Annotated in this window: 26 protein-coding genes; 16 read left to right on the top strand and 10 right to left on the bottom strand. The window is 61.3% G+C overall.

Going from position 1 to position 23,940, the window contains the following annotated elements; translation table 11 throughout:
- Nucleotides 1–9 precede the first annotated feature (9 nt).
- The 14 genes from HFO71_RS00260 (at nt 10) to ureG (ending at nt 9,170) form a co-directional block, all read left to right on the top strand.
- Nucleotides 10–831, top strand: coding sequence for an urease accessory protein UreD (locus tag HFO71_RS00260; RefSeq protein ID WP_077979269.1), 822 nt, complete (start codon nt 10–12; stop codon nt 829–831).
- Nucleotides 832–864: 33 nt separating this feature from the next.
- Nucleotides 865–1,167 (top strand): urease subunit gamma, encoded by a 303-nt coding sequence (locus HFO71_RS00265; protein WP_003542318.1) that lies wholly within the window; start codon nt 865–867, stop codon nt 1,165–1,167.
- Nucleotides 1,168–1,177: 10 nt separating this feature from the next.
- Complete coding sequence (locus HFO71_RS00270) at nt 1,178–1,429, top strand: DUF1272 domain-containing protein (protein ID WP_077979102.1); 252 nt, start codon at nt 1,178–1,180, stop codon at nt 1,427–1,429.
- A 10-nt stretch (nt 1,430–1,439) separates the two neighbouring features.
- On the top strand, nt 1,440–1,745 hold the full coding sequence (locus HFO71_RS00275) for an urease subunit beta (RefSeq protein ID WP_003542314.1): 306 nt from the start codon (nt 1,440–1,442) through the stop codon (nt 1,743–1,745).
- 22 nt (nt 1,746–1,767) lie between these two features.
- Nucleotides 1,768–2,175: a lysozyme inhibitor LprI family protein gene (locus HFO71_RS00280; protein WP_168273131.1), complete on the top strand. Its 408-nt coding sequence runs from the start codon at nt 1,768–1,770 to the stop codon at nt 2,173–2,175.
- 16 nt (nt 2,176–2,191) lie between these two features.
- Complete coding sequence (locus HFO71_RS00285; protein ID WP_131639770.1) at nt 2,192–2,830, top strand: Urease operon accessory protein; 639 nt, start codon at nt 2,192–2,194, stop codon at nt 2,828–2,830.
- Nucleotides 2,831–2,841: 11 nt separating this feature from the next.
- Nucleotides 2,842–3,108, top strand: a complete 267-nt coding sequence (locus HFO71_RS00290) for an AbrB/MazE/SpoVT family DNA-binding domain-containing protein (protein ID WP_077979100.1) — start codon at nt 2,842–2,844, stop codon at nt 3,106–3,108.
- Nucleotides 3,095–3,505 (top strand): PIN domain-containing protein, encoded by a 411-nt coding sequence (locus HFO71_RS00295; RefSeq protein ID WP_077979099.1) that lies wholly within the window; start codon nt 3,095–3,097, stop codon nt 3,503–3,505. Before HFO71_RS00290 ends, HFO71_RS00295 begins: the two co-directional genes overlap by 14 nt.
- A 9-nt stretch (nt 3,506–3,514) precedes the next feature.
- The gene (gene ureC / locus HFO71_RS00300; protein ID WP_221987413.1) at nt 3,515–5,227 is read left to right on the top strand and encodes an urease subunit alpha; all 1,713 of its coding nucleotides are present in this window, start codon (nt 3,515–3,517) and stop codon (nt 5,225–5,227) included.
- A gap of 31 nt (nt 5,228–5,258) precedes the next feature.
- Nucleotides 5,259–5,930 carry a TIGR02117 family protein gene (locus HFO71_RS00305; RefSeq protein ID WP_131665211.1) on the top strand — a complete coding sequence of 224 codons (672 nt, stop codon included), beginning with the start codon at nt 5,259–5,261 and terminating at the stop codon, nt 5,928–5,930.
- Nucleotides 5,931–6,261: 331 nt separating this feature from the next.
- Nucleotides 6,262–7,125, top strand: a complete 864-nt coding sequence (locus HFO71_RS00310; protein ID WP_221987414.1) for a GGDEF domain-containing protein — start codon at nt 6,262–6,264, stop codon at nt 7,123–7,125.
- A gap of 86 nt (nt 7,126–7,211) precedes the next feature.
- A complete protein-coding gene (ureE, locus tag HFO71_RS00315) occupies nt 7,212–7,790 on the top strand; it encodes an urease accessory protein UreE (protein ID WP_221987415.1) in 579 nt (192 codons plus the stop codon).
- A gap of 6 nt (nt 7,791–7,796) precedes the next feature.
- A complete protein-coding gene (locus HFO71_RS00320; RefSeq protein ID WP_017961736.1) occupies nt 7,797–8,468 on the top strand; it encodes an urease accessory protein UreF in 672 nt (223 codons plus the stop codon).
- 90 nt (nt 8,469–8,558) lie between these two features.
- On the top strand, nt 8,559–9,170 hold the full coding sequence (gene ureG, locus HFO71_RS00325) for an urease accessory protein UreG (RefSeq protein WP_003542294.1): 612 nt from the start codon (nt 8,559–8,561) through the stop codon (nt 9,168–9,170).
- A gap of 19 nt (nt 9,171–9,189) precedes the next feature.
- Here ureG and HFO71_RS00330 read toward each other — a convergent pair whose 3' ends face one another.
- The 7 genes from HFO71_RS00330 to HFO71_RS00360 all read right to left on the bottom strand — a co-directional run bounded on the left by HFO71_RS00330 (nt 9,190) and on the right by HFO71_RS00360 (nt 19,070).
- On the bottom strand, nt 9,190–9,873 hold the full coding sequence (locus HFO71_RS00330; RefSeq protein ID WP_221987417.1) for a Crp/Fnr family transcriptional regulator: 684 nt from the start codon (nt 9,871–9,873) through the stop codon (nt 9,190–9,192).
- A 167-nt stretch (nt 9,874–10,040) separates the two neighbouring features.
- Nucleotides 10,041–13,367 (bottom strand): efflux RND transporter permease subunit, encoded by a 3,327-nt coding sequence (locus HFO71_RS00335; protein WP_221987419.1) that lies wholly within the window; start codon nt 13,365–13,367, stop codon nt 10,041–10,043.
- Between the two features lie 12 nt (nt 13,368–13,379).
- The gene (locus HFO71_RS00340) at nt 13,380–14,570 is read right to left on the bottom strand and encodes an efflux RND transporter periplasmic adaptor subunit (RefSeq protein ID WP_131639733.1); all 1,191 of its coding nucleotides are present in this window, start codon (nt 14,568–14,570) and stop codon (nt 13,380–13,382) included.
- 398 nt (nt 14,571–14,968) lie between these two features.
- Entirely contained in the window at nt 14,969–15,940 is a 972-nt protein-coding gene (locus HFO71_RS00345) for an ABC transporter substrate-binding protein (RefSeq protein ID WP_221987421.1), read from the bottom strand.
- A gap of 58 nt (nt 15,941–15,998) precedes the next feature.
- Entirely contained in the window at nt 15,999–17,126 is a 1,128-nt protein-coding gene (locus tag HFO71_RS00350) for an ABC transporter permease (protein WP_132613810.1), read from the bottom strand.
- The gene (locus tag HFO71_RS00355) at nt 17,123–18,052 is read right to left on the bottom strand and encodes an ABC transporter permease (RefSeq protein ID WP_025395676.1); all 930 of its coding nucleotides are present in this window, start codon (nt 18,050–18,052) and stop codon (nt 17,123–17,125) included. The genes HFO71_RS00350 and HFO71_RS00355 overlap by 4 nt, the downstream gene beginning before the upstream one ends.
- A 241-nt stretch (nt 18,053–18,293) precedes the next feature.
- Complete coding sequence (locus HFO71_RS00360) at nt 18,294–19,070, bottom strand: ABC transporter ATP-binding protein (RefSeq protein ID WP_221987422.1); 777 nt, start codon at nt 19,068–19,070, stop codon at nt 18,294–18,296.
- Nucleotides 19,071–19,164: 94 nt separating this feature from the next.
- Between HFO71_RS00360 and HFO71_RS00365 the strand changes: the two genes are divergently transcribed.
- On the top strand, nt 19,165–19,578 hold the full coding sequence (locus tag HFO71_RS00365; RefSeq protein WP_003542280.1) for a cupin domain-containing protein: 414 nt from the start codon (nt 19,165–19,167) through the stop codon (nt 19,576–19,578).
- A 58-nt stretch (nt 19,579–19,636) separates the two neighbouring features.
- Here HFO71_RS00365 and hydA read toward each other — a convergent pair whose 3' ends face one another.
- From hydA to HFO71_RS00380, 3 genes are read right to left on the bottom strand one after another with little or no spacing between them, the layout of a single operon-like run.
- The gene (gene hydA / locus HFO71_RS00370; protein WP_131665203.1) at nt 19,637–21,091 is read right to left on the bottom strand and encodes a dihydropyrimidinase; all 1,455 of its coding nucleotides are present in this window, start codon (nt 21,089–21,091) and stop codon (nt 19,637–19,639) included.
- 33 nt (nt 21,092–21,124) lie between these two features.
- On the bottom strand, nt 21,125–21,730 hold the full coding sequence (locus tag HFO71_RS00375) for a hypothetical protein (RefSeq protein WP_168284610.1): 606 nt from the start codon (nt 21,728–21,730) through the stop codon (nt 21,125–21,127).
- Complete coding sequence (locus HFO71_RS00380) at nt 21,730–22,983, bottom strand: Zn-dependent hydrolase (protein ID WP_221987424.1); 1,254 nt, start codon at nt 22,981–22,983, stop codon at nt 21,730–21,732. The genes HFO71_RS00375 and HFO71_RS00380 overlap by 1 nt, the downstream gene beginning before the upstream one ends.
- 303 nt (nt 22,984–23,286) lie before the next feature.
- On the opposite strand from HFO71_RS00380, the gene HFO71_RS00385 reads away from it, so the two are divergent.
- Nucleotides 23,287–23,937 carry a TetR family transcriptional regulator C-terminal domain-containing protein gene (locus HFO71_RS00385; protein ID WP_077979084.1) on the top strand — a complete coding sequence of 217 codons (651 nt, stop codon included), beginning with the start codon at nt 23,287–23,289 and terminating at the stop codon, nt 23,935–23,937.
- Nucleotides 23,938–23,940: the final 3 nt, after the last annotated feature.

Below are 23,940 nucleotides of genomic sequence, written 5' to 3' on the forward strand. Positions count from 1 at the left end.
AGGGACGATATGACGATCGCGGCGGCAGGCACGAGACCGCAAAGAGCGGAAGGGCGCGGGCATCTGGCGGCAAAGCTGTTCGATGGCCGCACGCGCATCCGTGAACTCTATCAGGAGGGGGCGGCGAAAATCCGCCTGCCCGATACCTTCGACGCCTCCATGGAAGCCGTCATCATCAATACTGCTGGCGGTTTGACGGGCGGCGATCGGATGGATTGGAGCGTGGATGCCGGCCCCGGCACGCGCATCGACGTCACCACTCAGGCTTGCGAGAAGATCTACAAGGCATCGGCCGGCATCGCCGAGGTGGCGACCAGCATCAAGGTCGGAGCCCAAGCCCGCGTCGACTGGCTGCCGCAGGAAACGATCCTCTTCGACCGGGCCGCACTTTTCCGCCGGCTGGATGTCGATCTTGACGAGAGCGCCGAATTTCTGGCCGTCGAAGCCGTGCTGCTCGGCCGCAAGGCGATGGGTGAGGCGGTGGTATCGGGGCTGTTCCGCGATCGCTGGCGGATCCGCCGCTCGGGTCAACTGATCCACGCCGAAGAACTCAGGCTTTCCGAAGGTGTGGCGGCACTGGCGGCGCGGCAGGCCGTGCTCGGCGGACAGGTGGCCTTTGCGACGTTGCTTTATGCCGGGCCGCTTTCAGAAGCCTATCTTAGCAAAGTCCGGCCGCTGGTCGAAGGATCGATGGGCGGTGCGAGCGCTTGGAATGGCAAGCTCGTCGTTCGCCTAGCAGCGGCCGACGGCTTCTCGCTCAGAAAAATCCTGATCCCGGTCATTTCCGCCTTGCGCAATGGTGCGCCTGTGCCGAAAGTCTGGAATCTATGAACGTAAGCATTCGGTCAAGCAGATGGACAAGCGATGAACCTCACTCCGAGAGAAAAAGACAAGCTGTTGATTTCGATGGCGGCGATGGTGGCGCGGCGGCGACTGGAGCGTGGCGTCAAGTTGAATTACCCCGAAGCGATCGCGCTGATCAGCGACTTCGTCGTCGAAGGCGCCCGCGATGGCCGCCCGGTTGCCGAGCTGATGGAAGCTGGCGCCCATGTGATCGGCCGCTCCCAGGTGATGGAGGGCATTGCCGAGATGATCCACGACGTGCAGGTGGAGGCAACGTTCCCGGATGGAACCAAGCTCGTCACCGTGCACGAGCCGATCCGGTGAGGAGATAGGGATGCTCGAGCTCAGGCCCAATTGCGAATGCTGCGACAAGGATCTGCCGCCTGATAGCACTGAGGCACGGATCTGCACCTATGAATGTACCTTCTGTGCCGATTGCGTGGACGGCGTGTTGAAGGGTGTCTGCCCGAACTGCGGCGGCAATCTCGTCGCGAGGCCTATTCGGCCGGCGGCGATGCTTGTCAAAAATCCAGCGTCGACGAAGCGTGTGCTGAAAGCCGAGGGTTGCGCGCCCAAGGCGGCTTAAGGAGGACGAGATGATTCCAGGCGAAATCATTGCCGCAAGCGGCGACATCGAACTGAATGCCGGCGCGCCGACGGTGACGCTGGAGGTTTCCAATACAGGCGATCGGCCGGTGCAGGTCGGCAGCCACTATCATTTCGCCGAGACCAATGCGGGACTTTCCTTCGATCGCGCGGCGGCGCATGGCAAGCGGCTCGATATTCCGGCAGGGACGGCGGTGCGCTTCGAGCCGGGGCAGACGCGCTCGGTGACGCTGATCCCGCTTTCCGGCAAGCGCGAGGTTTACGGCTTCCGGCAGCTGGTGATGGGCAAGCTTTAAGAACAATAATCTGGAGGAATGCATGCGCTTGAATATCTGCCTCGTCGGGGCGGCGATGCTGCTGACGGCAGGTGCTGCCTCTGCTGAGGATATCGATTGCAACAGTCCCAAGACGCAATCGGACATGACGTCTTGCGAGGCGGCGCGTCATGAGGCCGCCGACAAGGCTTTGAATGCGCAATACAAGAAAACCCGCGCCGTCCTGGCAGCGATCGACAAGGACCTGGATGGCGACATGAAGGGCGCGGAGCAGGCGCTGGTCAAGGCGCAGCGCGCCTGGATCGATTATCGCGATGCCGAATGCGACGCCTTCGGCTTTCAGGCCCGCGGCGGCACGATGGAGCCGATGCTGGTTGCCGGATGTCTCGCCAACATTACGGATAAACGCACGAAAGAGCTGAAAGAGCTCGAAGATACGATGAGCAACTAGGGTGATCAGGAAAATCATGATCGTCGGCAATGGCGACATCGGAGAGGCAGAGGCTGGTGTCATCGATGCCGCCGATTTCGTCATCCGATTCAATGATTGCCGCTCCTATGGGGCCGGCGGCAGCCGCACGGATGCCGTTGCGGTCTGCAATACCGGCAGGCCGGCAAAGGCGATGCTCGGTTCGCGTGAGTGGCGCGCTCATCCGGGCGTGGTGTCGGCTGGCGAAATCTGGAGCGTGCGCGACCCGGAAAAATTCGCCGCGATGCGGGCGCCGCTTGCCGTCTCGCATCCGGAACTCGACGATTTCTGCGACGACTATACCGCTGAGTTCAGCGCCTTCTGCGCAGACACCGGCAAGACGCACGTCATCATCGACAAGTCGATTCACGATGCCGTCGATGCAGCGATTTCGGCTTTTGATCCTCAGCCATACGTGGTGCCGAGCAGCGGCATGATCGTGATCGGCGAGGTGCTGGAGAGACGTGACGAGGCCGAGGTGACGCTCGCTGGCTTCGGCCATGTCGGCTGGGAATGGCATCCGTTCGCCGCCGAGCGGCAGCTGGTGGACCGGTATATCGACGAGGGGCGGCTTCGGCGGCTTGGGACAAACATTGCGGCATCCGGCAAAACGCCTTACATTTTGAACAAAAGGTAAGGAGACTTGTTATGGCGACATCGGCAAAGGTCACATCGAAAAATCAGATCACGCTGCCTGCAGGGTTGCGCAAGTCGTTGGACATTCATGCCGGCGACCGGATCGATTTCGTCGCGAATTCCTACGGCGTTTTCGAAGTTCGTGTGCTGAGAGAAAGTCTTGCCGACTTGATAGGAGTTCTGAAGAGCGACGAACCGGTTTCGGGCGATGACATTGAAAAATGGATCGCAGAGGCGCGCGGTGCAATGGCGACGGGATCATGGAATGCTGGGGATTGATACGAATATCCTGCTCAGGATCTTTCTCACCGATCTTTCCGAGGGGGACCACACGCCGGACCAGTTCGCCCTGGTTCGCGCTGCCGTTGTGGGGAGCCGCGAACCGTTCTTCGTCAACCATGTGGTCGTTGTCGAGACGATCTGGGTGCTTCGGCAGAAGCTGAAATACAGCAAGGAGGTCATTGCCGGGGTCATGACAAGGCTGCTGCACATGTCAAATGTAATGGTCCAGGACGCTGCGACCGTAGAGGCATCGTTGAGCAGCTTCATCGCATTTCCGGGCGATTTTTCCGACCATCTCATCGGCGAAATCAACAAGCGAAACGGCTGCCGCACGACCCTGACTTTCGACCGGGCCGCATCGAAATCTCCCAATTTTTCGGAACTCCAGAGGTAGAACCAGAATATGCCCTACAAGATCTCGCGCGCCGCCTATGCCGGCATGTTCGGACCGACCACCGGCGACAAGGTACGCCTTGCCGATACGGAGCTTTTCATCGAGATCGAGAAGGATTTCACCATCTATGGCGAGGAGGTGAAGTTCGGCGGCGGCAAGGTGATCCGCGACGGCATGGGACAGAGCCAGGTGACGCGGGCGGATGGCGCGGTCGATACGGTCATCACCAATGCGGTGATCGTCGATCATTCGGGCATCTACAAAGCCGATATCGGCCTCAAGGATGGGCGCATCGTCGCGATCGGCAAGGCGGGTAATCCCGACATGCAGCCGGGTGTCAACATCATCGTCGGCCCGGGCACGGAGGCGATCGCCGCCGAAGGCAATATCGTCACCGCTGGCGGCATGGACAGCCATATCCATTTCATCGCACCGCAGCAGATCGAGGAAGCGCTGATGAGCGGCATGACCTGCATGCTTGGCGGCGGCACCGGTCCGGCACACGGCACGCTCGCCACCACCTGCACGCCCGGTCCCTGGCATCTCGCGCGCATGATCGAAGCGGCCGACGCCTTCCCGATGAACCTCGCCTTTGCCGGCAAGGGCAATGCCTCGCTGCCGGGGGCGCTGACCGAAATGGTGCTGGCGGGCGCCACCTCGCTGAAGCTGCACGAGGATTGGGGCACGACACCAGGCGCCATCGACTGCTGCCTGTCGGTTGCCGACGAATACGACGTGCAGGTGATGATCCACACCGATACGCTGAACGAAAGCGGCTTCGTCGAGGATACGATCGGCGCCATCAAGGGCCGCACCATCCATGCCTTCCACACGGAAGGAGCAGGCGGCGGGCATGCGCCTGATATCATCAAGATCTGCGGCCAGCCGAACGTCATCCCGTCGTCGACCAATCCGACGCGTCCCTATACGGTCAATACCATCGCCGAGCATCTCGACATGCTGATGGTCTGCCACCATTTGTCGCCGTCGATCCCCGAAGATATCGCTTTTGCCGAAAGCAGGATCCGCAAGGAAACGATCGCCGCCGAAGACATCCTGCACGACATCGGCGCCTTCTCGATCATCTCGTCCGACAGCCAGGCCATGGGCCGGGTCGGCGAGGTGGCGATCCGCACCTGGCAGACGGCCGATAAGATGAAGCGCCAGCGCGGCCGGCTGGAGGAGGAAAAGGGCGACAACGACAATTTCCGCGTCCGCCGCTATATCGCCAAATATACGATCAACCCGGCGATCGCCCATGGTCTCAGCCGTGAAATCGGCTCGGTCGAAGTCGGCAAGCGCGCCGACCTCGTGCTGTGGAATCCTGCCTTCTTCGGCGTGAAGCCCGATATGGTGCTGCTCGGGGGCTCGATCGCGGCCGCGCCGATGGGCGATCCGAACGCCTCGATCCCGACGCCGCAACCGGTGCACTACCGGCCGATGTTTGCCTCCTATGGCAAGAGCCTCACCAATTCCTCCGTCACCTTCGTCAGCCAGGCCTCGCTCGATGCCGGCCTGAAGGGCCGGCTCGGCGTCGCCAAGGAACTGGTCGCGGTGAAGAATACGCGCGGCGGCATCTCCAAGGCATCGATGATCCACAACGACCTGACACCCGAGATCGAGGTCGATCCGGAAACCTACGAGGTCAGGGCGAACGGTGAGCTGCTGACATGCGAGCCGGCGACGGTGCTGCCGATGGCGCAGCGCTATTTCCTGTTCTAGGCCCACGTCCGATGTGTGATGGACGGCTGCGATGAGGACAGGTATCCGCTGGTTGTTGCGGATCGTATTCCTGCTCGTCCTTTCGGCGGTCTGCGGGACCCTTATTCCCCGGCCGCTGATTGCGCCGGTCAAGGCGTCATCTGCCGCAGTGACGCATCGGGTTCTGCTGCTGTCAGGCCCGATCCATACCGATATTGCCATTCCGCTCGACGCGGAAACGCGGGCTGCCTTTTCCTTCCTCGACAATACCGATTTTCCGCTCGGCCATCCGAGCGCGGAGTGGCTCATTATCGGCTGGGGCGGTCGTGCCTTCTATCTGGAAACGCCCACATGGGCGGAGCTGAAGCCGCTGCCGGTGTTGCGCGCGCTGACGATCGACCGTTCAGTGCTGCATGTGGACCTTGCTGGCCCTATCACCGAGCCGCAGCCCACCGTTACGGCATTCAATGTCAGTGAGGATCAATTAGCGCAGCTGCGCGACTTTATCTCCGAGAGCTTCGTCCGCGACGCGGGCGCGGTGGTGCCGATTCCGGGTGTGGGTTACGGCGAGATCGACCGGTTCTTCGAGGCCAGGGGATACTTCAACGCCCTCTTCGGCTGCAACACCTGGACTGCCGCTGCCCTGCGCTCGGCTGGGCTTCGAACAGGCATATGGAACCCGCTTCCACAAGCATTGCGATTGTCTGTTTCTGTCTACAATTGAAGCAGCCGTCGAGCCGGTCCGCTCTTAAAGTGAATTGTGAATAGCGCTCTCCATCTGGTTGTAAAAATCGGTGGAAAAACCGGTATTTTCTTCAGCTAAACCATTCTGGAGCGGCCGCGTCTGGAAGCTTTATAAATCCCTTTTATATCAATTATTTAACTGTCTCTCTGCGCTGTTCGATTCAGGGATTGGAAAGCTGCATCCTTTGCTAGAAAAAATCTGTCCACCAAAACGTCCAAAACCGTTCGAATTTTAACGAGTCAATTAAGACACCCGCAGCAATTGGGCTCTTATCAATGCCTGGAAACGCCGAGCAGGAAGGTTGATTCTCATGAGAAACTGGATTTCGCTGCAGGCCGATTTCGGCGATCTTCAATACCGCAGGAACGTCTATGTCTTCGCCCTGAAGATGGCTTTTCTTGCCGTTATTCTCTCAGGAGTCATTATCGCATTGACGATGCCGTCGCTCGATCTTCTCGGGCTTCTACCGGTGACGCTCGCCCATGCAATCGGCTTCAGCGCGGTCTTTTCCTGGCTGATCGGCGGTACCGTTTCCGGCATGCTGTCGCTGTTTGCCGGCTTTGCCATGCGCGATCTCGCGCTCTCGCGGGCGGAATTCGAAAAGCTCAGCCGCACGGATACGCTTTCCGGACTGCTCAACCGGCGCGCCTTTGCCGAGGCGCTTGAGAATATCGATGGCAACGCGTCCCTAGTGATTTTTGACGTCGATCGTTTCAAGACGATCAATGACCGCTTCGGCCATGGCTGCGGCGATGCCGTTATCGTCGCCGTTTCGGGCATGCTCACATCCGCCTTCGATGAGGTGTCCGTCGTCGCACGGCTGGGTGGGGAGGAGTTTGGTGTGATCCTATCCGGCGAGCCGCTGGAGGCACGGATGGAGCGTATTGAAGGTGTCCGGGCCCGGATCGCCGGCGGCGCCATCAAGGCCGAGGGGCACGATATCCGCATCACCGTTTCCGGCGGCATTGCCGATCTCGTCGCCGGGCGCAACAAGCAGGCGGTTTATGCCTCCGCCGACCGGGCGCTCTATCTCGCCAAGGCGCTCGGGCGCAATCGGGTCGTACATGAACGGGAAGGTCTTCATCACGCCTGGCACGGGCTCGTCGAGAACGGCGTCGACGGCGAGAACAGAGGCCCGGAGAGCGACAATGTGATGCAGGCTTACGGAATATAAAAGCCGAAGCCGGACGAAAGGCCATTGGTGCTTGCATCGGGAAGAGCTATTTTGCATGGTCGTCCTCTCAGAAAAACGGACATGTCATGCAGCGCGTCATCTCCTATCTTCCCGCCGGAACCCCTTCCTCCCACCCAATCGCCCACGTCAAGCTGCCGCATGATCTGCGCCATCTGCGCCGCAAGCTGCTGCATCTGGAAAATGGTGAGATGGTCATGCTCGATCTCAAGGATCCGGTGCTTTTCGCCAATGGCGACCTGCTGGTGCGCGACGACGGCGAACTGATCGAGATCCTCGCCGCCGACGAGAAACTCTTCGAAATCCGCGGTCGCGACCGCACCCATCTGGTCGAGCTCGCCTGGCATCTCGGCAACCGGCATCTTGCCGCGCAGATCGAGGAAGACCGCATCGTCATCCTCCGCGATCATGTCATCCGCGCCATGCTGCAGGGCCTCGGCGCCGTCGTCCTCGAGATCGACGAGCCGTTCCAGCCGGCGCGCGGCGCCTATCATTCCCAAGGCGGGCATTCGCATGGGCATGACCACGATCACAATCATGACCACGGGCATGATCACGGCCATGACCACGATCACGAACATGGCTACGAGCATGAGCATGAGCACCGCCACGATCGCGGTCATGATCATGACCACAAGCACGACTGAGTCTTGATGACCAGGGATCGCGAGCTGCAGGCATTGCTGCGCCTGACGGCATGGCTCTCGCCGGCCTTTCCTATCGGCAGCTTTGCCTATTCGGGCGGGCTGGAGCGGGCGGTGGCCGACGGGCTCGTTACGGATGCGACCTCGCTTGCGGCCTGGATCGGCACGCTGGTCGGGAATGGGTCGGCCTGGAACGATGCGGTGCTTCTGGCCGAAAGCCACAGGCAACAGGCAGAACCCGCACGCCTTGCCGAAGTCGCTGCACTCGCCGAGGCGCTGGCCGGATCACGCGAGCGGCATCAGGAAACGATGTTGCTCGGTGAGGCTTTCCTCGCAGCGGCGCGGGCCTGGCCCGACGGGGTGTTCGAGCGGCTACCTGACAGGGTCGCGTATCCCATTGCGGTCGGGGCGGTGACGGGCGCCCATGGCATAGGGCCCGAGAAGGCGCTCGCCGCCTTCCTGCATGCCTATGTCTCACAAGCGGTTTCATCAGGTATCCGCCTCGGTGTCGCCGGGCAACGGGATGGCCTCGCCGTTCTTGCCGGTCTGGAAGACCGTATCGCGGAGGTCGCCCGGCGGGCGGCAGCCTCGACGCTCGACGATCTGGGTTCGGCGACAGTGCAGGCCGATATTGCCAGCCTGCGCCACGAGACGCAGGCGACACGGCTGTTCCGTTCGTGATTGTCCGAAATTATCGCTGCGGCTGCGTCATTTGACGGTGGCGCGGGCGGGCGGCTTCGTTATCATCGGGGTTCGATTGGAGTAAGGCACATGAAATCGAGAAACGGTCCTTTGCGTGTCGGCATTGGCGGGCCGGTCGGCTCGGGCAAGACGGCGCTGACCGAAAAGCTCTGCAAGGCGATGCGCGACGATTATTCCGTCGCCGTCGTCACCAACGATATCTACACGACCGAGGATGCCGAGGCGCTGGTGCGGATGCAGGCATTGACTTCGGACCGCATCGTCGGTGTCGAGACGGGCGGCTGCCCGCATACCGCCATCCGCGAGGATGCGACAATCAATTTGCAGGCGATCGCCGGCCTCAACCAGCGGATCCCCGATCTGGACGTCGTCTTCATCGAATCCGGCGGCGACAATCTGGCTGCGACCTTTTCGCCCGATCTTGCCGATATCACCATCTATGTCATCTCCGTCTGCCAAGGCGAGGAAATCCCGCGCAAGGGAGGCCCCGGCATCACCCGGTCGGACCTGCTCGTCATCAACAAGAAGGATCTGGCGCCTTATGTCGGCGCCGATCTCGAGGTCATGGACCGGGATGCAACCCGCATGCGTGCGAGCCGCCCCTTCGTCTTCTCCGACATGAAGCGCGGCGACGGCGTCAGCTCGATCGTCAGCTTCCTCAGGGAGCAGGGCGGGCTTTAAAGCGGGATGGTTTTGGCGATCAGATCTGCCGCAGCACTTTGACGTCGCGGACGGCGATTGCCCGGCCGCGCACCGTGACACCCTTCGTCTTCAGCGCCGAGAAGGCGCGCGAAAGCGCCTCCGGTGCGAGGCCGAGTTTGCGGGCAAGCAGATTTTTCGGAAAGGGCAGCCGCAGCGAAGCGGTCGCACCGTTCTCGATGCAATGGGTCAGCAGATAGTTAGCCACGCGCTGCGGCGCGGTCTGCATGCGGTCGCTTGCCAGGGATTCCATCGTCGAGATCAGATGCAGCGACAGGCTGCGCATGATCGCCTTGCCGATCCGCGGCTGCTCATCGAGCAACAGCCGGACCTTGGCGATATGAAAGCACGCCAGCACGGCATGATCCATCGCCTGCGCGCCGTAACGATAGGTTTCGTCGGCGTGGATCAGGCATTCGGCGAAACTGTCGCCGGGCTCGCAGATGCGGATATCGGCCTGCCTGCCGTCGCCCTTGTGACGATAGAGCCTGACATAACCGCTGAGCATGCAATAGAAATAGGCCGCCTTGTCGCCCTCCTCGAAGAGAACGGCGTGCGGGTCGCAGAGGAGAACGGTGGCGCAGGCGCGCAGGGCTTCAGCCTCGTCGTGGTCGAGCCCGGCCATGAAGTCAGCCTTGGCGAGCACAGCGGCCTCATGGCCGTCGAATGTCGGCGTTCTGTTCATCTCCCGGTCCCCTGATATGGCGGTCTTTTCAATTCCTTATGCCTGCCGGGCAAAATACGGGAAGGAGACGGCGATGGAATTGATTTTGGTCAACCGTCAGAGATGAATGAAAAAAAGCGAAACGTGCCGGGAGATCGCTCCCGGCCCGTTCAATTCCTCGGCTTTGCTTATTCAGCCGCGAAGGGCGGCAGGCGCAGCACGTTGGTGTCGTTGCCATTGGCGGTCTTGCGTTTGCTTTCCGGCTTTTCGATCGCGGTCAGGCGCTCCTCCAGCGAGTCGATGTCGCCGCGGTTCTCCCGGGTGACGCGGGTGAGATCCTCGCGCGACAGCGGCAGTTCCTCGTCGTCCTTCCTGCCGACCAGGCGGCCGAAAGCCCAGCCGAGCAGGCGGGAGAGGTCGTCCATGATCAGGAAGAAGGAGGGCACGACGACGAGCGAGAGCACTGTCGAAACGATGATGCCGCCGATCACCGCGATCGCCATCGGCGCGCGGAATGAGCCGCCTTCGCCGACACCGAGAGCGGAAGGCAGCATGCCTGCCGACATGGCGATCGAGGTCATGATGATCGGCCGGGCGCGTTTGCGGCCGGCTTCGACCATGGCCTCGACGCGGGCCATGCCTTGATGGCGCATCTCGATCGCGAAATCGACGAGCAGGATGGCGTTCTTGGTGACGATACCCATCAGCATCAGGATGCCGATCATGACGGGCATCGACAGCGGATTGTTGGTGAGGATCAGGCCGGCCGCGACACCGCCGATGGCGAGCGGCAGCGAGAACAGGATGGTGAAGGGCTGGATCACGTCCTTGAAGAGCAGGATCAGCACCGTCAGCACCAGCAGCAGGCCCATCAACATGGCGTTGACGAAACTCTGCTGCATCTCGGTCTGCACCTTGGTGTCGCCGCTTTCTGCAAGACGCACGGAAGCCGGAATATTGGCCCCATTGACTATCTCGCGGAAGCGGGCGGACGCTGTGTCGAGTGCGACGCCCTGGGGCAGATCCGAACCGATCGAGACGACGCGGTAGCGGTTGTTGCGCTTGATCGAGCTTACGCCTTCCGAATAGTCGATATTGGCGACGCTCGCGAGCGGAACGGTGCCACCGTTGGCGGTCTGGATCTTCAATGTCCTGATGGCCGCGAGATCGCGACGCATGTCGACTGCGGCCTGGACCCGGATCGGGATCTGGCGATCGTCGAGCGAGATCTTGGCTAGGGCGGCATCGACATCGCCGATGGTGGCGACGCGGATCGTCTCGGAGATCTGCTGCGGCGTGATGCCGAGGCGGGCGGCTTCATCCATGCGCGGATGAACCTGCAGTTCCGGACGGGGCAGCGAGCCGTCGGCGCTGACATTGGCAAGCAGCGGATCGGCGCGGAGTTTGGATTCCAGAATACCGACGGCGTCGTTCAGGTCCTTGTCGTTCTTGGAGAGGAAGTTGAAGGAGAGGTCGCGTTCGCCACGGTCATTGAGCTTCAGGATACGGACATCGGGAATGTCGCGTAGCTTGACGAAAACTTCCTTTTCAATATCCCATTGCGGGCGTTCACGGCCGTGGACTTCCACTTTCGGCAGCATCGGGCCGACGACCGGTATGTCGCCGAGCACGTCGTTGACCACCTTCTTGACGAGCGATTGATCGAGCTTGTGAAGCGCGAGCGTGATGGTCGCACGGCGCAGTTCGAGATCGCCCTTCGGCGACGCGCCGCCGAGGACGAAGACGCTTTCGACGCCGTTGATGTCCTTGACCCTGTCATAGATCGCATCCGTCGTCTTCTCGGTATCGTCGAGCCGTGCATTGGGCGGCAGCTCGACGGAGAGAACGATGCGTGAGGCATCTTCCGGCGGCAGGAAGCTGCCGGGAACCTGCATCAGCAGCAGAACAGAGCCGGCCAGGAAAGCGAATGCGACAATCAGCGTGGCATAACGCGTGTACCAGCGGCCGGTCGTGCCACGTATGAGACGCGTGTATCCCCGCATCAGCAGGCCATCATTGTCGTGATGGTCTTCCATGCCGTCTTCGGCGCGCATGAGATAGGCGGCCATCATCGGGGTGATGAGGCGCGCGACCATCAGCGAGAAGAAGACCGAGAAGGCGACGGTCAGGCCGAACTGGATGAAGTACTGGCCCGGAATACCCGGCATGAAGGAAACGGGCACGAAGACGGCGATGATCGTGAAGGTGGTGGCGATGACGGCAAGACCGATTTCATCGGCCGCTTCGATCGCCGCCCGATAGGGCGTCTTGCCCATCTTGATGTGGCGGGCGATGTTTTCGATTTCCACGATCGCATCGTCGACAAGAATGCCGGTCGCAAGCGTCAGCGCGAGGAAGCTGACGAGGTTCAGCGAGAAGCCCATCATGTCCATGATCCAGAAGGTCGGGATCGCGGACAAGGGTAGGGCGATTGCCGAAATCAGCGTCGCACGCCAGTTCCTGAGGAACAGGAAGACGACGATGACGGCGAGCAGCGCACCTTCGAGCAGCGTATGAATGGCGGCTTCGTAGTTGCCGTAGGTGAAATAGACCGAATCATCGATCAGTTCGATCTTCACATTCGGGTTTTCGGCTCGCACCTTGTCGAGATTCTGCGCCACGGTTTCGGCGACGCTGACTTCGCTGGCGCCCTTCGAGCGGAAAACGCCGAAGGTAACGACCGGCGTAGCGTTGAATCTCGAGAAGGATTTCGGCTCCTCATAGGTGTCCTTGATAACGCCGAGATCGGATAGTTTGACGAAGCGGCCGTTCGGCAGGCCAATGGTCGTATTGGCGAGGTCAGCGACGTTGCGGGCGTCGCCGAGAACACGGATGGCCTGTTCGCTGCCCGCCACCTGGCCGCGGCCCGAACCGAGGTCGATGTTGGTGCCGCGCAGCTGCTGGTTCACGCTCGCGGCAGTGATGCCGTAGGCATTGAGCTTGTCAGGGGTGAGTTCGATACGCACTTCGCGCTCTGCGCCGCCGTAACGGTCGACGCGGCCGATGCCGGCCTGTCCTTGCAGCGAACGCTTGATCGTGTCGTCGACGAACCAGGAAAGTTCTTCCAGCGACATGGCAGGCGAGGAAACGGCGAAGGTCTGGATCGCCTGTCCCTCGACATCGACCTTGGAGACGATCGGTGCTTCGGCCGTTGCCGGCAGGTCGCTGCGAATGCGGTCGATCGCATCCTTGGTGTCCTGGACAGCCTGCTCCGTCGGCACTTCCATCCGGAACATGACGTTGGTCTGCGAGCTGCCGTCGGTCACCGTCGACTGGATTTCGTCGATGCCGGTGATGGAGGCGACCGCGTCTTCGATCTCCTTTGTAACCTGCATTTCGAGCTCAGCCGGCGAAGCGCCGCTCTGCGTCACGCTGATCGAAACGAGCGGCACGTCGATGTTTGGAAAGCGCGTGATCGGCAGCGTATTGAAGGACTGCATGCCGATGAACATCAACAGGCAGAAGGTCAGGAGCGGCGCGATCGGATTTCGAATGGACCAGGCTGAAAAATTCATCGGATGGTCTCTTTAGTTGGAAGCCGGGGGCTGTTCACGCACCGGTGTGATGTGGTCGCCGTCGCGAACGTAGGCGCCCGCCTTGGCCACGACCTCGTCGCCGGTCTTCAATCCTTCTATGATCTCGACATAGGCACCGTCCTGGATGCCGGTCTCGATCTTGGCGAATTTCACCACACCATCCTCGACCTTGCGGGCGGAGGAGCCTTCATTGCCGGTGAGCACTGCGGTCAGGGGAAGCGCTACGCCTTCAGTCTCGCGGACGATGATCTCGGCGCTGCCGTACATGCCGGAACGCGCCTTGCTGTCATCGTCGATGGAGATATGAACGAGGCCGAGGCGGGTGACGGGATCGACGGTCGGCGAAACCAGACGCACGGCGCCGGAAAGTCTCTCGCGGCTACCGGAAAGCGAAATCGTCGCCTTCTGGCCAGCCATCACCCTGACGATATCGCTTTCGGCGATTTCGGCGACAAGCTCGATATCGCCGTTGCGGATAAGCGTGAACATCGGGTCGCTGGTGCCGGCAGCAATGGCGCCGACCTTGGCGTTCTTTGCCGAGATCGTGCCGGCGACCGGCGTCTTCACATCGGTGCGCGCCAGCTTCAAATCCGCATCTGCGATCTGGCTGTCGAAGACCTTGAGATCGGCTTCGGCGACCTCGATCGCCTGTTCGGCAGAGACGACACGGGCGTTGGCGGCGGCGGCAGTCGCATCGGCCTGTTCGACCTGGGCGGTGGAAACGGTACCCTTCTTGACCATTTCCTGAGCGCGAGCCTGCTGCTGCCTCGCCTGTTCGGCATTGGCCTGTGCCTCAATGAGTTGGGCGCGCAGTTGGGCGAGGCTTGCCTCGCCTTTGGCCCTCGTCGCCATCATCTGGCTCTTCTCCAGCACCAGCGCGTCATCGTTGAGCGTCGCCAGCGTGCTTTCGGCCTGAACCTTGTCGCCGACATCGGCTTTCAATGTTCGGATCGAGAGGCCTTCGACCTGCGGCTGGATATAGACTTCCTCGACGGGCTTGACCGTTCCTGTGCCGATGACACGGTCGACGAGGGTGCGGTTCACCGCCGTGGTGACGACGATCGCCGGCAGGTTCTGCTGCGGCTTTGCGACCGGCGTTTCCTGCGAAAAAGCGGTGGATGCAGCAAGTGCCGCTGCAAAAAGAGTAGAGGCGCCTAGAATTCCAATTGGCTTGCGTGCCATGCGTCTTCGTCCAATCTTATGATAAGGTTGGCCGAACTCGAGCGTCTGCCACTCAGCGCGCGATCAGGCCACTGCCCTTCCTGCATTCTCAGAGGTATCCGCCGATCCTTTGCCGTCTTCATCCCTCGCCGGCAAATTCGGCTTGTAGGTGGTATCGATTTGCTCGATCTACAAGTCCGGCAGAAAACAATTCCCCATTTGGCGATAATAATTACCATTCCGACGTCAATCAATCACCGCAAGGTTATGTCAACATTACGAAGATTGATCGCGTCTTATCTCTAAGACGTTTGACGCCCGATAAATGCGACAGTTGCAAGGCATTTTTCTCGGTTGGGCCGAAATAGACAAAACGCGCGGGAAATCTCCCGCGCGTTTTGCTTCGCAATCTCGCCGAATTATTTGGAAGCGGCGTCGGTGATGTCGTGCGTCCAGGCGCCCGACGGCTCCTTGCTGATGATCTTCTGATCGAGCAGCGCCTTTGCCGTGCGGGCATAGAGCGCCTCGTCCAGCTTGCCGGAGCTGTCGCCGACCAGCTTGGCGACTTCGCCCATCATGCGCTTCTGATGGTTCTCGTCCTGGCCGCCATTGTCCGTGACGATCTCGGCGGCTTCTTCGGGATTCTCGGTGGCATATTTCCAGCCCTTCATCGAAGCGCGGACGAACTTGACCATCTTCTCCTTGAAGGCCGGGTCTTTCAGCTTGTCTTCCATCGCATAGAGGCCGTCTTCGAGAAGGTCGTTGCCCATTTCAGTGTAGTTGAAGACCGTCAGTTCTTCCGGCTTGAAGCCGGCATCGATCGCCTGCCAGTATTCGTTATAGGTCATGACGGAGATGCAGTCGGCCTGCTTCTGGACGAGCGGCTGCACATCGAAGCTCTGCTTCAGCACTGTGACGCCGTTCGGCCCGCCTTCGGTCGACAGGCCGAGCTTGTTCATCCAGGCGAAGAAGGGATACTCGTTGCCGAAGAACCAGACGCCGAGCGTGTGGCCCTTGAAGTCGGCTTCGGTCTTGACCGGGCCGTCCTTGCGGCAGACCATTTCCAGACCCGACTTCTGAAAGGGCTGGGCGATGTTGACGAGCGGAACACCCTTTTCGCGGGCAACCAGAGCGCCGCCCATCCAGTCGACGATAACATCGGCCCCGCCGCCGGCGATCACCTGCTCGGGGGCGATATCGGGGCCGCCCGGCTTAATGTCGACGTCGAGGCCTTCTTCCTTGTAGAAGCCCTTGTCCTTAGCGACGTAATAGCCGCCGAACTGGCTCTGCGTGACCCATTTCAGCTGCAGCACCACCTTGTCGGCGGCCATCGCATGGGCTGCTGCAAGCGACATCGCGCTCGCCATCATTGCAACCATCAACTTTCTCATTTTCTTATCCTTACCCTCTGAAGTTATGCCCGGACCCGTTTCTGGAGTCCGCGCGCGCCTAGCCACCACGGATAGACGGATGCCAGAACGTCACCGCCCGTTCGGTCAGGGCGATGATGCCATAGAAGATCGAGCCGGCCAGCGCCGCGACGGCGATTTCCGCCCAGACCATGTCGACATTCATGCGGCCGATCTCGGTGGAGATGCGGAAGCCCATGCCGACGATCGGCGTCCCGAAGAATTCCGCAACGATGGCACCAATCAGCGCCAGCGTCGAGTTGATCTTCAGTGCGTTGAAAATGAAGGGCATTGCTGCCGGAAGCCTGAGTTTCAGCAGCGTCTGCCAATATCCGGAGGCATAGGTGCGCATCAGGTCGCGCTCCATGCTGCCGGAGGCGGCAAGGCCGGCGACGGTATTCACCAGCATCGGGAAGAAGGTCATGATGATGACGACCGCGGCTTTCGACGGCCAGTCGAAGCCGAACCACATGACCATGACAGGGGCGACACCGATGATCGGCAGGGCCGAAACCATGTTGCCGATCGGCAGAAGGCCGCGGCGCAGGAAGGCGATGCGGTCGGCGAGCACCGCGACGACGAAGCCACTGAGGCAGCCGACGATATAACCGATCAGCACCGCCTTGAAGATCGTCTGCCTGACGTCGGCGCCGAGGATGGGCAGCGACGCCATGAAGCGCGCGCCGATGGCGCTCGGCGGCGGCAGCAGGATGAAGGGGACGCCAGCGCCACGCGTGACCGCTTCCCAGAGAATGAGGATCCAGGCGCCGAAGATCGCCGGGATCAGGAGCTGGAGCGCCGACTTGCCGAAAGTGGTGACGGGCTGCAGTTTCGACAGTTCGGTGACGCATCGCCAGGCAAGCAGCCAGCAGGCAAAGAGCAGCAGGAAGAAAGCCCGCGTCGCCGTTCCCTCGTTGCCGGAAAGAGCCGAAAGCAGCATCCAGGCGGCGCCATGCGCGCCGATAAACAGCACGGTGGCCCGATAGGCCGGCGGCTGCGGTGCGAATGACAGCAGGGCAGCCGCGATGACGATGGTGAAAATGAGGCTTGCCGTGCCGTCGGTAAGGGATCGCGCTGCGCCCTCGGCCAGGAGCGGCAGGGCCGTCAGCGCCCCGACGCAGAGGAGGAGCGCGACCACGGCCTGCCAGGAGAAGGTCATATGTCTCATGCCGGCCTCCCGCCCATGGCGCGGTCGACGATCTTCGCTGCAACGCCGACAATCGCAACCAGGATGCCCGCCAGCAGCGATCCGGCGACGAGGGCGGCCCAGATATCGATGGTCTGGCTGTAATAGGAGCCGGCGAGCAGCTTCGAGCCGATGCCGGCAACGGCACCCGTCGGCAGCTCGCCGACGATGGCGCCGACGAGGCTGGCGGCGATCGCCACCTTCATCGAGGTGAAGAGGAATGGGATCGAGGCTGGAACGCGCAGCTTCCAAAAAGTCTGCATCGGGCTGGCATAGTAGGTGCGCATCAGGTCGAGATGCATGATTTCAGGCGAACGCAACCCCTTCACCATGCCGACGGCGACCGGGAAGAAGGAGAGGTAGGTGGAGATCAGCGCCTTGGAGACGAGGCGGGAGGCGTCGGAATCGAGGTTCAACAGATGCGCAATGGCATTATCGCCGGTCAGTACGTTGTAGGAGATGATAACGATCATCGGCGCGATGGCGAGGATCGGTATGGTCTGGCTCGCCACCAGCCAGGGCATTAGCGAGCGGTCCATGGCGCGGTTGTGGACGATCAGCACGGCGAGAAGGATGCCGAGCAGCATGCCGAAGCCGAAGCCGAGCAGGGTGGAGGAGAGCGTTACCCAACTATGATAGACGAGGCTGCGGTTGCTCGAAAGGCTGCGCAGAAAGGTGTTCTCGTAGACGTTCTGCGCCACCTGATGCGGTGCCGGCAGAATAGGCTTCGGCTGCGCCAGCGTCTTGCCGATGAATTCGAAGGTCGTCGGTGTGGCGCCGGCGCGGCCGTCCATGTCGCGCTGGAACGGCGCGTTCATCAGGATGGCGGCGACATACCAGATGACGACGAGGGCCAGCAGGATGGTGGTGACGGGGACGATCTTGTCCTTGAAGGTGTCGGGTTTCAAAAGAGGCGCCCCCATGTATTGGCATGGAGTGTGCTGCCACCCCCCTCTGTCCTGCCGGACATCTCCCCCACAAGGGGGGAGATCGGCAGGAGGATAGCGCGTCGCTCCCAGTCGACTCTATAGCGAACGGAACGGCGATCTTTGTTTGGGGAAGCCGGCGCGGCATATCGATCTCCCCCCTTGTGGGGGAGATGCCCGGCAGGGCAGAGGGGGGTGGCCCCAGGGTGCACGCTCCCGCTCCTCATGCGTGGCCCGTCCTCAGCCCTTCGCGGACGCGATGGGCGATTCCCAGGAACTCCGGGGTTTCGCGGATGTCGAGCGGGCGCTCGGCCGGCAGGGTCGAGTCGATCACGTCGGTCACGCGGCCCGGGCGCGGAGACATCACCACGATCTTGGTCGAGAGGTAGACCGCCTCGGGGATGGAATGGGTGACGAAGCAGATCGTCTTGTTGGTGCGGGTCCAGAGTTTCAGCAGCTCTTCGTTCAGATGGTCGCGGACGATCTCGTCCAGGGCGCCGAAGGGCTCATCCATCAACAGCAGGTCGGCGTCGAAGGCGAGCGCACGGGCGATCGAGGCGCGCTGCTGCATGCCGCCGGAAAGCTGCCAGGGGAATTTCGTCTCGAAGCCCGAAAGACTGACCAGATCGAGCGCTTCGGCGATGCGCCGCGTCCGGTCGGCGCCGGAATAGCCCATGATCTCTAAGGGCAGGGCGATGTTGTTTTCGATGGTGCGCCAGGGATAGAGCGCCGGTGCCTGGAAGACATAGCCGTAGGCGCGGGCCTTGCGAGCCTCTTCCGGCGTCATGCCGTTGATCGAGATCTCCCCCGAGGTGCTCTTTTCGAGATCGGCGATGACACGCAGGAACGTGGTCTTGCCGCAGCCCGAGGGGCCGATGAAAGAGACGAAATCGCCCTTGCGGACATCGAGATTGACATTGCTCAGTGCACGCACCGGGCCGTCATTGGCCTGGTAGGTGAGACAGAGATCCTTGGCGGATACGACGGAGGGTGTTTGCATCAATGCGACCAGTCTTGTTTTCGCCGCGGAAAAGCGGTTTGCGTGCTATCATTACCGCCGGTTTTATCGACGACACACTCCATGGAGGATGAGGATGGACGTGACATCAAAGCCCACCTGCCACATCGTTCGCCCCAACCATGCCTATGACGGCAAGCAGGGGCTCAGCTATTTCCAGGGGGTCGCGGCCGAGACGGTCGGCGCCAAGGGCATCTGCATGCACCTCCTGACGATCCCGCCCGGTGTACGCGCCAAGGCGCATCTGCACGAGGCGCACGAGACGGCGATCTACATGCTCTCCGGCGAGGCCCATACCTGGTACGGAGACCGGCTGGAGCATCACGTCATCGTCCATGCCGGCGAACTTTTCTATATCCCGGCCGGCGTGCCGCACCTGCCGGCAAACCTCAGCAGCACGCCGTGCACGGCGATCATCGCCCGCACCGATCCGAACGAGCAGGAAAGCGTCGTGCTTCTGCCGGAGTTGGACGCTTTGGTGCCGGCGTGAGGTCATTGGCATAGAGGCAGCGGTCCCCGGTTGATGGCCGTATCGTCATGCGCCATCGTCATACGCCGCTTGCCGGAATGCCGCTACGCGTCACCTTGCGCGGCGCGGTGATGTCCTTCCACTGTGAAAGCGCCTTGCTGACAGCCGTGACCGGCTCGCGCCTGACGAATTCGCCGTGGCCCTCGCGGGTCTTGATGGTGTTTTCCTCGATTGCGACAACGCCGCGCGTCAGCGTATAGCGCGGCAGGCCGGTCACTTCCTTGCCTTCGAAGACGTTGTAGTCGATCGCCGACTGCTGGGCCTTGGACGAGATGGTCTTGGAACGTTGCGCGTCCCACACGACGATGTCGGCATCGGCGCCGACAAGGATCGCGCCCTTCTTCGGATAGATGTTGAGGATCTTGGCTATGTTGGTCGAGGTGACGGCGACGAATTCGTTCATCGTCAGCCGGCCAGTGTTGACGCCATGGGTCCAGAGCATCGGCATGCGGTCTTCGAGGCCGCCGGTGCCGTTCGGGATCTTGGTGAAGTCGCCGAGCCCGAAGCGCTTCTGCGCCGTGGTGAAGGCGCAATGGTCGGTGGCGACCACCTGCAGCGAACCGGAGGCAAGCCCTGCCCAAAGCGAGTCCTGATGCTGCTTGTTGCGGAATGGCGGCGACATCACCCGGCGGGCCGCGTGATCCCAGTCGGGATTGGAATATTCGCTCTCGTCGAGCGTCAGGTGCTGGATCAGCGGTTCGCCATAGACGCGCATGCCTTTGGCACGGGCGCGGCGGATCGCCTCGTGCGCCTGTTCGCAGGAGGTGTGGACGATATAGACCGGGCAGCCGGCCATGTCGGCGATCATGATGGCGCGGTTGGTGGCCTCACCTTCCACTTCGGCGGGCCGGGAATAAGCATGCGCCTCGGGGCCGTTATTGCCCTCGGCGAGCAGCTTTGCCGACATCGAGGCGACGACGTCGCCGTTTTCGGCGTGCACCAGCGGCAGGGCGCCGAGTTCGGCGCAGCGCTGGAAGGAGGCGAACATCTCATCATCGTCGACCATCAGCGCGCCCTTGTAGGCCATGAAGTGCTTGAAGGTGTTGATGCCCTTGTCGCGGACGATGGTCTCCATCTCCTTGAAGACCTGCTCGCTCCACCAGGTGACCGCCATGTGGAAGGAATAATCGCAGTTGGCGCGAGTCGATTTGTTGTCCCACATGGTCAGCGCCTCGAGCAGCGACTGGCCGGGGGCGGGCAGGGCGAAATCGACCACCATGGTCGTGCCGCCGGAAAGGGCGGCGCGCGTACCGCTCTCGAAATCGTCGGAAGAATAGGTGCCCATGAAGGGCATTTCGAGGTGGGTGTGCGGATCGATGCCGCCCGGCATGACATAACAGCCGGTGGCATCCAGCGTCTCGTCGCCCGAGAGGTTCGGACCAATCTCGACGATCTTGCCGCCGTCGATTTTCACGTCAGCCTTATAGGTCAGGTCGGCGGTGACGATGGTGCCGTTCTTGATGACTGTGGTCATGGCTGCTGTTCCTTTCCCTGCGATCTTATTGACTTACGGCTCCACTGCCATCGTGGGCGTGCCGTTTCTAAAGAGCGCCGCACCCTTGGCGATAAGGCTGTAGACGGCCTCCTCACTCAACTCATTCGGCTTGTCGCGCTTCTCTTCGTAATACCAGTCGGGCTGCTCAAGGACGTCAATGCCACCCACCGACAAGGACCAAATGCCATCGCATTCGCGAAAGTAAAAATCCTTGCCGTCGATCAGCCCGGTTGACTGTACGGGTTGGCTGTCCTTGGGACGTTCGATCAGTATGCCAGGCGTGGAAGGGCCAAGTTCGATGCGAACGACACCGGGCCCAGGCCCATAGATATAGTAGGTTTGGTGGAGCGCATCTGGGTCGCGGTCATCTGACTTGGCCAGCTGAACACCAGAAGGTTTATATCGCCAAAAGCTCGATATTTGCGGAAGCTTGATCCGCTCGCCTGCCGTGTTGATGCCAATGTAGAAGATCTGCACGCCAGGGATGTCGTCCCACGGACCTTCGTTCACTGGCGTCACATTGGCGGTGGCCCACGCGAGGTCATCGGCAGTTCGCTGAGTTTCGAACTTAAAGATATCAGGATAATCGAGATAAGTGGTCGGCAAATCTGATGCCATCACACCACGATCTCCGCCGTCTCGACCACCGCATGGAACAGCACATCGGCTCCCGCCATCGCCCATTCCTTTGAGATCTCTTCCGCCTCATTGTGCGAGAGGCCGCCGACGCATGGGCACATGACCATCGTTGCCGGCGCGACCTTGGCGGCCCAGCAGGCGTCGTGGCCGGCGCCGGAGATGATGTTCATGTGGCTGTAGCCGAGCCGCTCGGCGGCGTCGCGCACCGACGTGACCAGTTTCGGATCGAAGGTGATCGGCTCGAAATGGCCGATCGCCTCGATGGAACAGCCGACACCGAGTGCGTCGGTGATCTCAGGCGCTTTCGCCTCGATCTTTGCCCGCATGCGGTCGAGTTTCTCCTTGTCGGGCGAGCGGATGTCGACGGTGAAGACGACCTTGCCCGGCAGCACGTTGCGGGAGTTTGGCGAGAAAAATACCTGGCCGACGCCGCCGACGGCGCCCGGCTGTTCGCCCATCGCCACGTCCTGGACCATTTCCAGAATGCGGGCCATGGCGAGACCGGCATTGACGCGCAGGTTCATCGGCGTCGAGCCGGTATGGGCTTCCTTGCCGGTCAGCGTGAATTCCAGCCACCAGAGGCCCTGGCAATGGGTGACGACGCCGATCTGCTTTTCCTCGGCTTCGAGGATCGGTCCCTGCTCGATGTGATATTCGAAATAGGCGTGCATCTTGCGGGCGCCGACCTCTTCGTCGCCAACCCAGCCGATGCGCTTCAGTTCGTCGCCGAACAGATTGCCCTCGGGGTCCCTGCGATTATAGGCAAAATCCAGGCTGTGCACGCCGGCGAAGACGCCTGACGCCAGCATGGCAGGGGCAAAACGCGCGCCTTCCTCGTTGGTCCAGTTGGTGACGACGATCGGATGTTTGGTCTTGATGCCGAGATCGTTCATGGTGCGCACGACTTCGAGGGCTGCGAGCACGCCGAGCACACCGTCATATTTGCCGCCGGTCGGCTGGGTGTCGAGATGCGAGCCGACATAGACCGGCAAGGCATCGGGATCGGTACCGGGGCGGCTGGCGAACATCGTGCCCATCCGGTCGACACCCGTGGTCAAACCGGCATCGTCACACCATTTTTTGAAAAGGCTGCGGCCTTGCGCATCGGCATCCGTCAGTGTCTGGCGGTTGTTGCCGCCGGCTATGCCGGGGCCGATTTTTGCCATGTCCATGAGACTGTCCCAGAGACGGTCGCCATTGACGCGCATGTTCTCGCCTGGTGCTGCCACCATTTCGTATGCCCTCACCTGTTTGCGGCAGTCATGCAAAGGTCATGCCCGCCTGTTCCCGTGGTCCTTTCCCGCGCTCCCTTATTGGTTTTGTCGAGGCGCCGGAAAATCGTCAGTTGCCTTTGCTTTGCATCTGGCGGATAATTTGACCGATTGGTAAACATTACAACTTCCACCGCCGGGCTCAAGACGAAAATCACGAAAATTGCCGATAAAAATACGGGCAGTTGCTCAAGAAAGCGGCGGGGAACGTTTCCGGTCTAAACTTGAGCGAAGAAGTTGAATTTCAAGGGGAAATAACAGCCTGTGACCATACCGAGAGCAGCGAAAACCCTGAGGCGGACGCGAATCCAGGAGGAGAAGGAAGAGCAGATCCTGGAAGCGGCCCTCGACGTGTTTTCGGCAAGCGGCTTTCGCGGCTCGACCATTGACCAGATCGCCGAAGTGGCGGGCATGTCGAAACCCAACCTGCTCTATTATTTCCGCACCAAGGAAGCCATGCACCGGGCGCTGATCGACCGGGTGCTCTACACCTGGCTGGAGCCGTTGCGGGCCTTCGACGCCGAAGGCAATCCGGAGGCGGAAATCCGCAGCTACATCCGCCGCAAGCTGGAGATGGCCCGCGATTTTCCGCGCGAGAGCCGGCTTTTCGCCAACGAGGTGCTGCAGGGCGCGCCGCATATCGAGGACGAGCTGAAGGGACCGCTGAAGGAATTGGTCGACGAGAAGGCGGAGGTCATCCGCGCCTGGGCGAAATCAGGCAAGATCGTCAAATGCGATCCCTATCACCTGATCTTCTCCATCTGGTCGACAACGCAGCATTACGCGGATTTCGACGTTCAGGTGCGTGCCGTGCTGGGGCAGGAACATTCGGGCGAAGGGCGCTTCGAGGATGCGGCGCGGTTTCTGGAACAGCTCTTCATCGGCGGCCTGCGACCGGATCCCCTGGAGGCGTGAGGC

Source organism: Rhizobium laguerreae, assembly GCF_019778565.1.
GTDB classification, from domain to species: domain Bacteria; phylum Pseudomonadota; class Alphaproteobacteria; order Rhizobiales; family Rhizobiaceae; genus Rhizobium; species Rhizobium laguerreae.

Coding starts and splice junctions, on each gene's coding strand:
- HFO71_RS00260 (WP_077979269.1), top strand. CDS start 10: ATGACGATCGCGGCGGCAGGCACGAGACCGCAAAGAGCGGAAGGGCGC.
- HFO71_RS00265 (WP_003542318.1), top strand. CDS start 865: ATGAACCTCACTCCGAGAGAAAAAGACAAGCTGTTGATTTCGATGGCG.
- HFO71_RS00270 (WP_077979102.1), top strand. CDS start 1,178: ATGCTCGAGCTCAGGCCCAATTGCGAATGCTGCGACAAGGATCTGCCG.
- HFO71_RS00275 (WP_003542314.1), top strand. CDS start 1,440: ATGATTCCAGGCGAAATCATTGCCGCAAGCGGCGACATCGAACTGAAT.
- HFO71_RS00280 (WP_168273131.1), top strand. CDS start 1,768: ATGCGCTTGAATATCTGCCTCGTCGGGGCGGCGATGCTGCTGACGGCA.
- HFO71_RS00285 (WP_131639770.1), top strand. CDS start 2,192: ATGATCGTCGGCAATGGCGACATCGGAGAGGCAGAGGCTGGTGTCATC.
- HFO71_RS00290 (WP_077979100.1), top strand. CDS start 2,842: ATGGCGACATCGGCAAAGGTCACATCGAAAAATCAGATCACGCTGCCT.
- HFO71_RS00295 (WP_077979099.1), top strand. CDS start 3,095: ATGCTGGGGATTGATACGAATATCCTGCTCAGGATCTTTCTCACCGAT.
- ureC (WP_221987413.1), top strand. CDS start 3,515: ATGCCCTACAAGATCTCGCGCGCCGCCTATGCCGGCATGTTCGGACCG.
- HFO71_RS00305 (WP_131665211.1), top strand. CDS start 5,259: ATGAGGACAGGTATCCGCTGGTTGTTGCGGATCGTATTCCTGCTCGTC.
- HFO71_RS00310 (WP_221987414.1), top strand. CDS start 6,262: ATGAGAAACTGGATTTCGCTGCAGGCCGATTTCGGCGATCTTCAATAC.
- ureE (WP_221987415.1), top strand. CDS start 7,212: ATGCAGCGCGTCATCTCCTATCTTCCCGCCGGAACCCCTTCCTCCCAC.
- HFO71_RS00320 (WP_017961736.1), top strand. CDS start 7,797: ATGACCAGGGATCGCGAGCTGCAGGCATTGCTGCGCCTGACGGCATGG.
- ureG (WP_003542294.1), top strand. CDS start 8,559: ATGAAATCGAGAAACGGTCCTTTGCGTGTCGGCATTGGCGGGCCGGTC.
- HFO71_RS00330 (WP_221987417.1), bottom strand. CDS start 9,873: ATGAACAGAACGCCGACATTCGACGGCCATGAGGCCGCTGTGCTCGCC.
- HFO71_RS00335 (WP_221987419.1), bottom strand. CDS start 13,367: ATGAATTTTTCAGCCTGGTCCATTCGAAATCCGATCGCGCCGCTCCTG.
- HFO71_RS00340 (WP_131639733.1), bottom strand. CDS start 14,570: ATGGCACGCAAGCCAATTGGAATTCTAGGCGCCTCTACTCTTTTTGCA.
- HFO71_RS00345 (WP_221987421.1), bottom strand. CDS start 15,940: ATGAGAAAGTTGATGGTTGCAATGATGGCGAGCGCGATGTCGCTTGCA.
- HFO71_RS00350 (WP_132613810.1), bottom strand. CDS start 17,126: ATGAGACATATGACCTTCTCCTGGCAGGCCGTGGTCGCGCTCCTCCTC.
- HFO71_RS00360 (WP_221987422.1), bottom strand. CDS start 19,070: ATGCAAACACCCTCCGTCGTATCCGCCAAGGATCTCTGTCTCACCTAC.
- HFO71_RS00365 (WP_003542280.1), top strand. CDS start 19,165: ATGGACGTGACATCAAAGCCCACCTGCCACATCGTTCGCCCCAACCAT.
- hydA (WP_131665203.1), bottom strand. CDS start 21,091: ATGACCACAGTCATCAAGAACGGCACCATCGTCACCGCCGACCTGACC.
- HFO71_RS00375 (WP_168284610.1), bottom strand. CDS start 21,730: ATGGCATCAGATTTGCCGACCACTTATCTCGATTATCCTGATATCTTT.
- HFO71_RS00380 (WP_221987424.1), bottom strand. CDS start 22,983: ATGGTGGCAGCACCAGGCGAGAACATGCGCGTCAATGGCGACCGTCTC.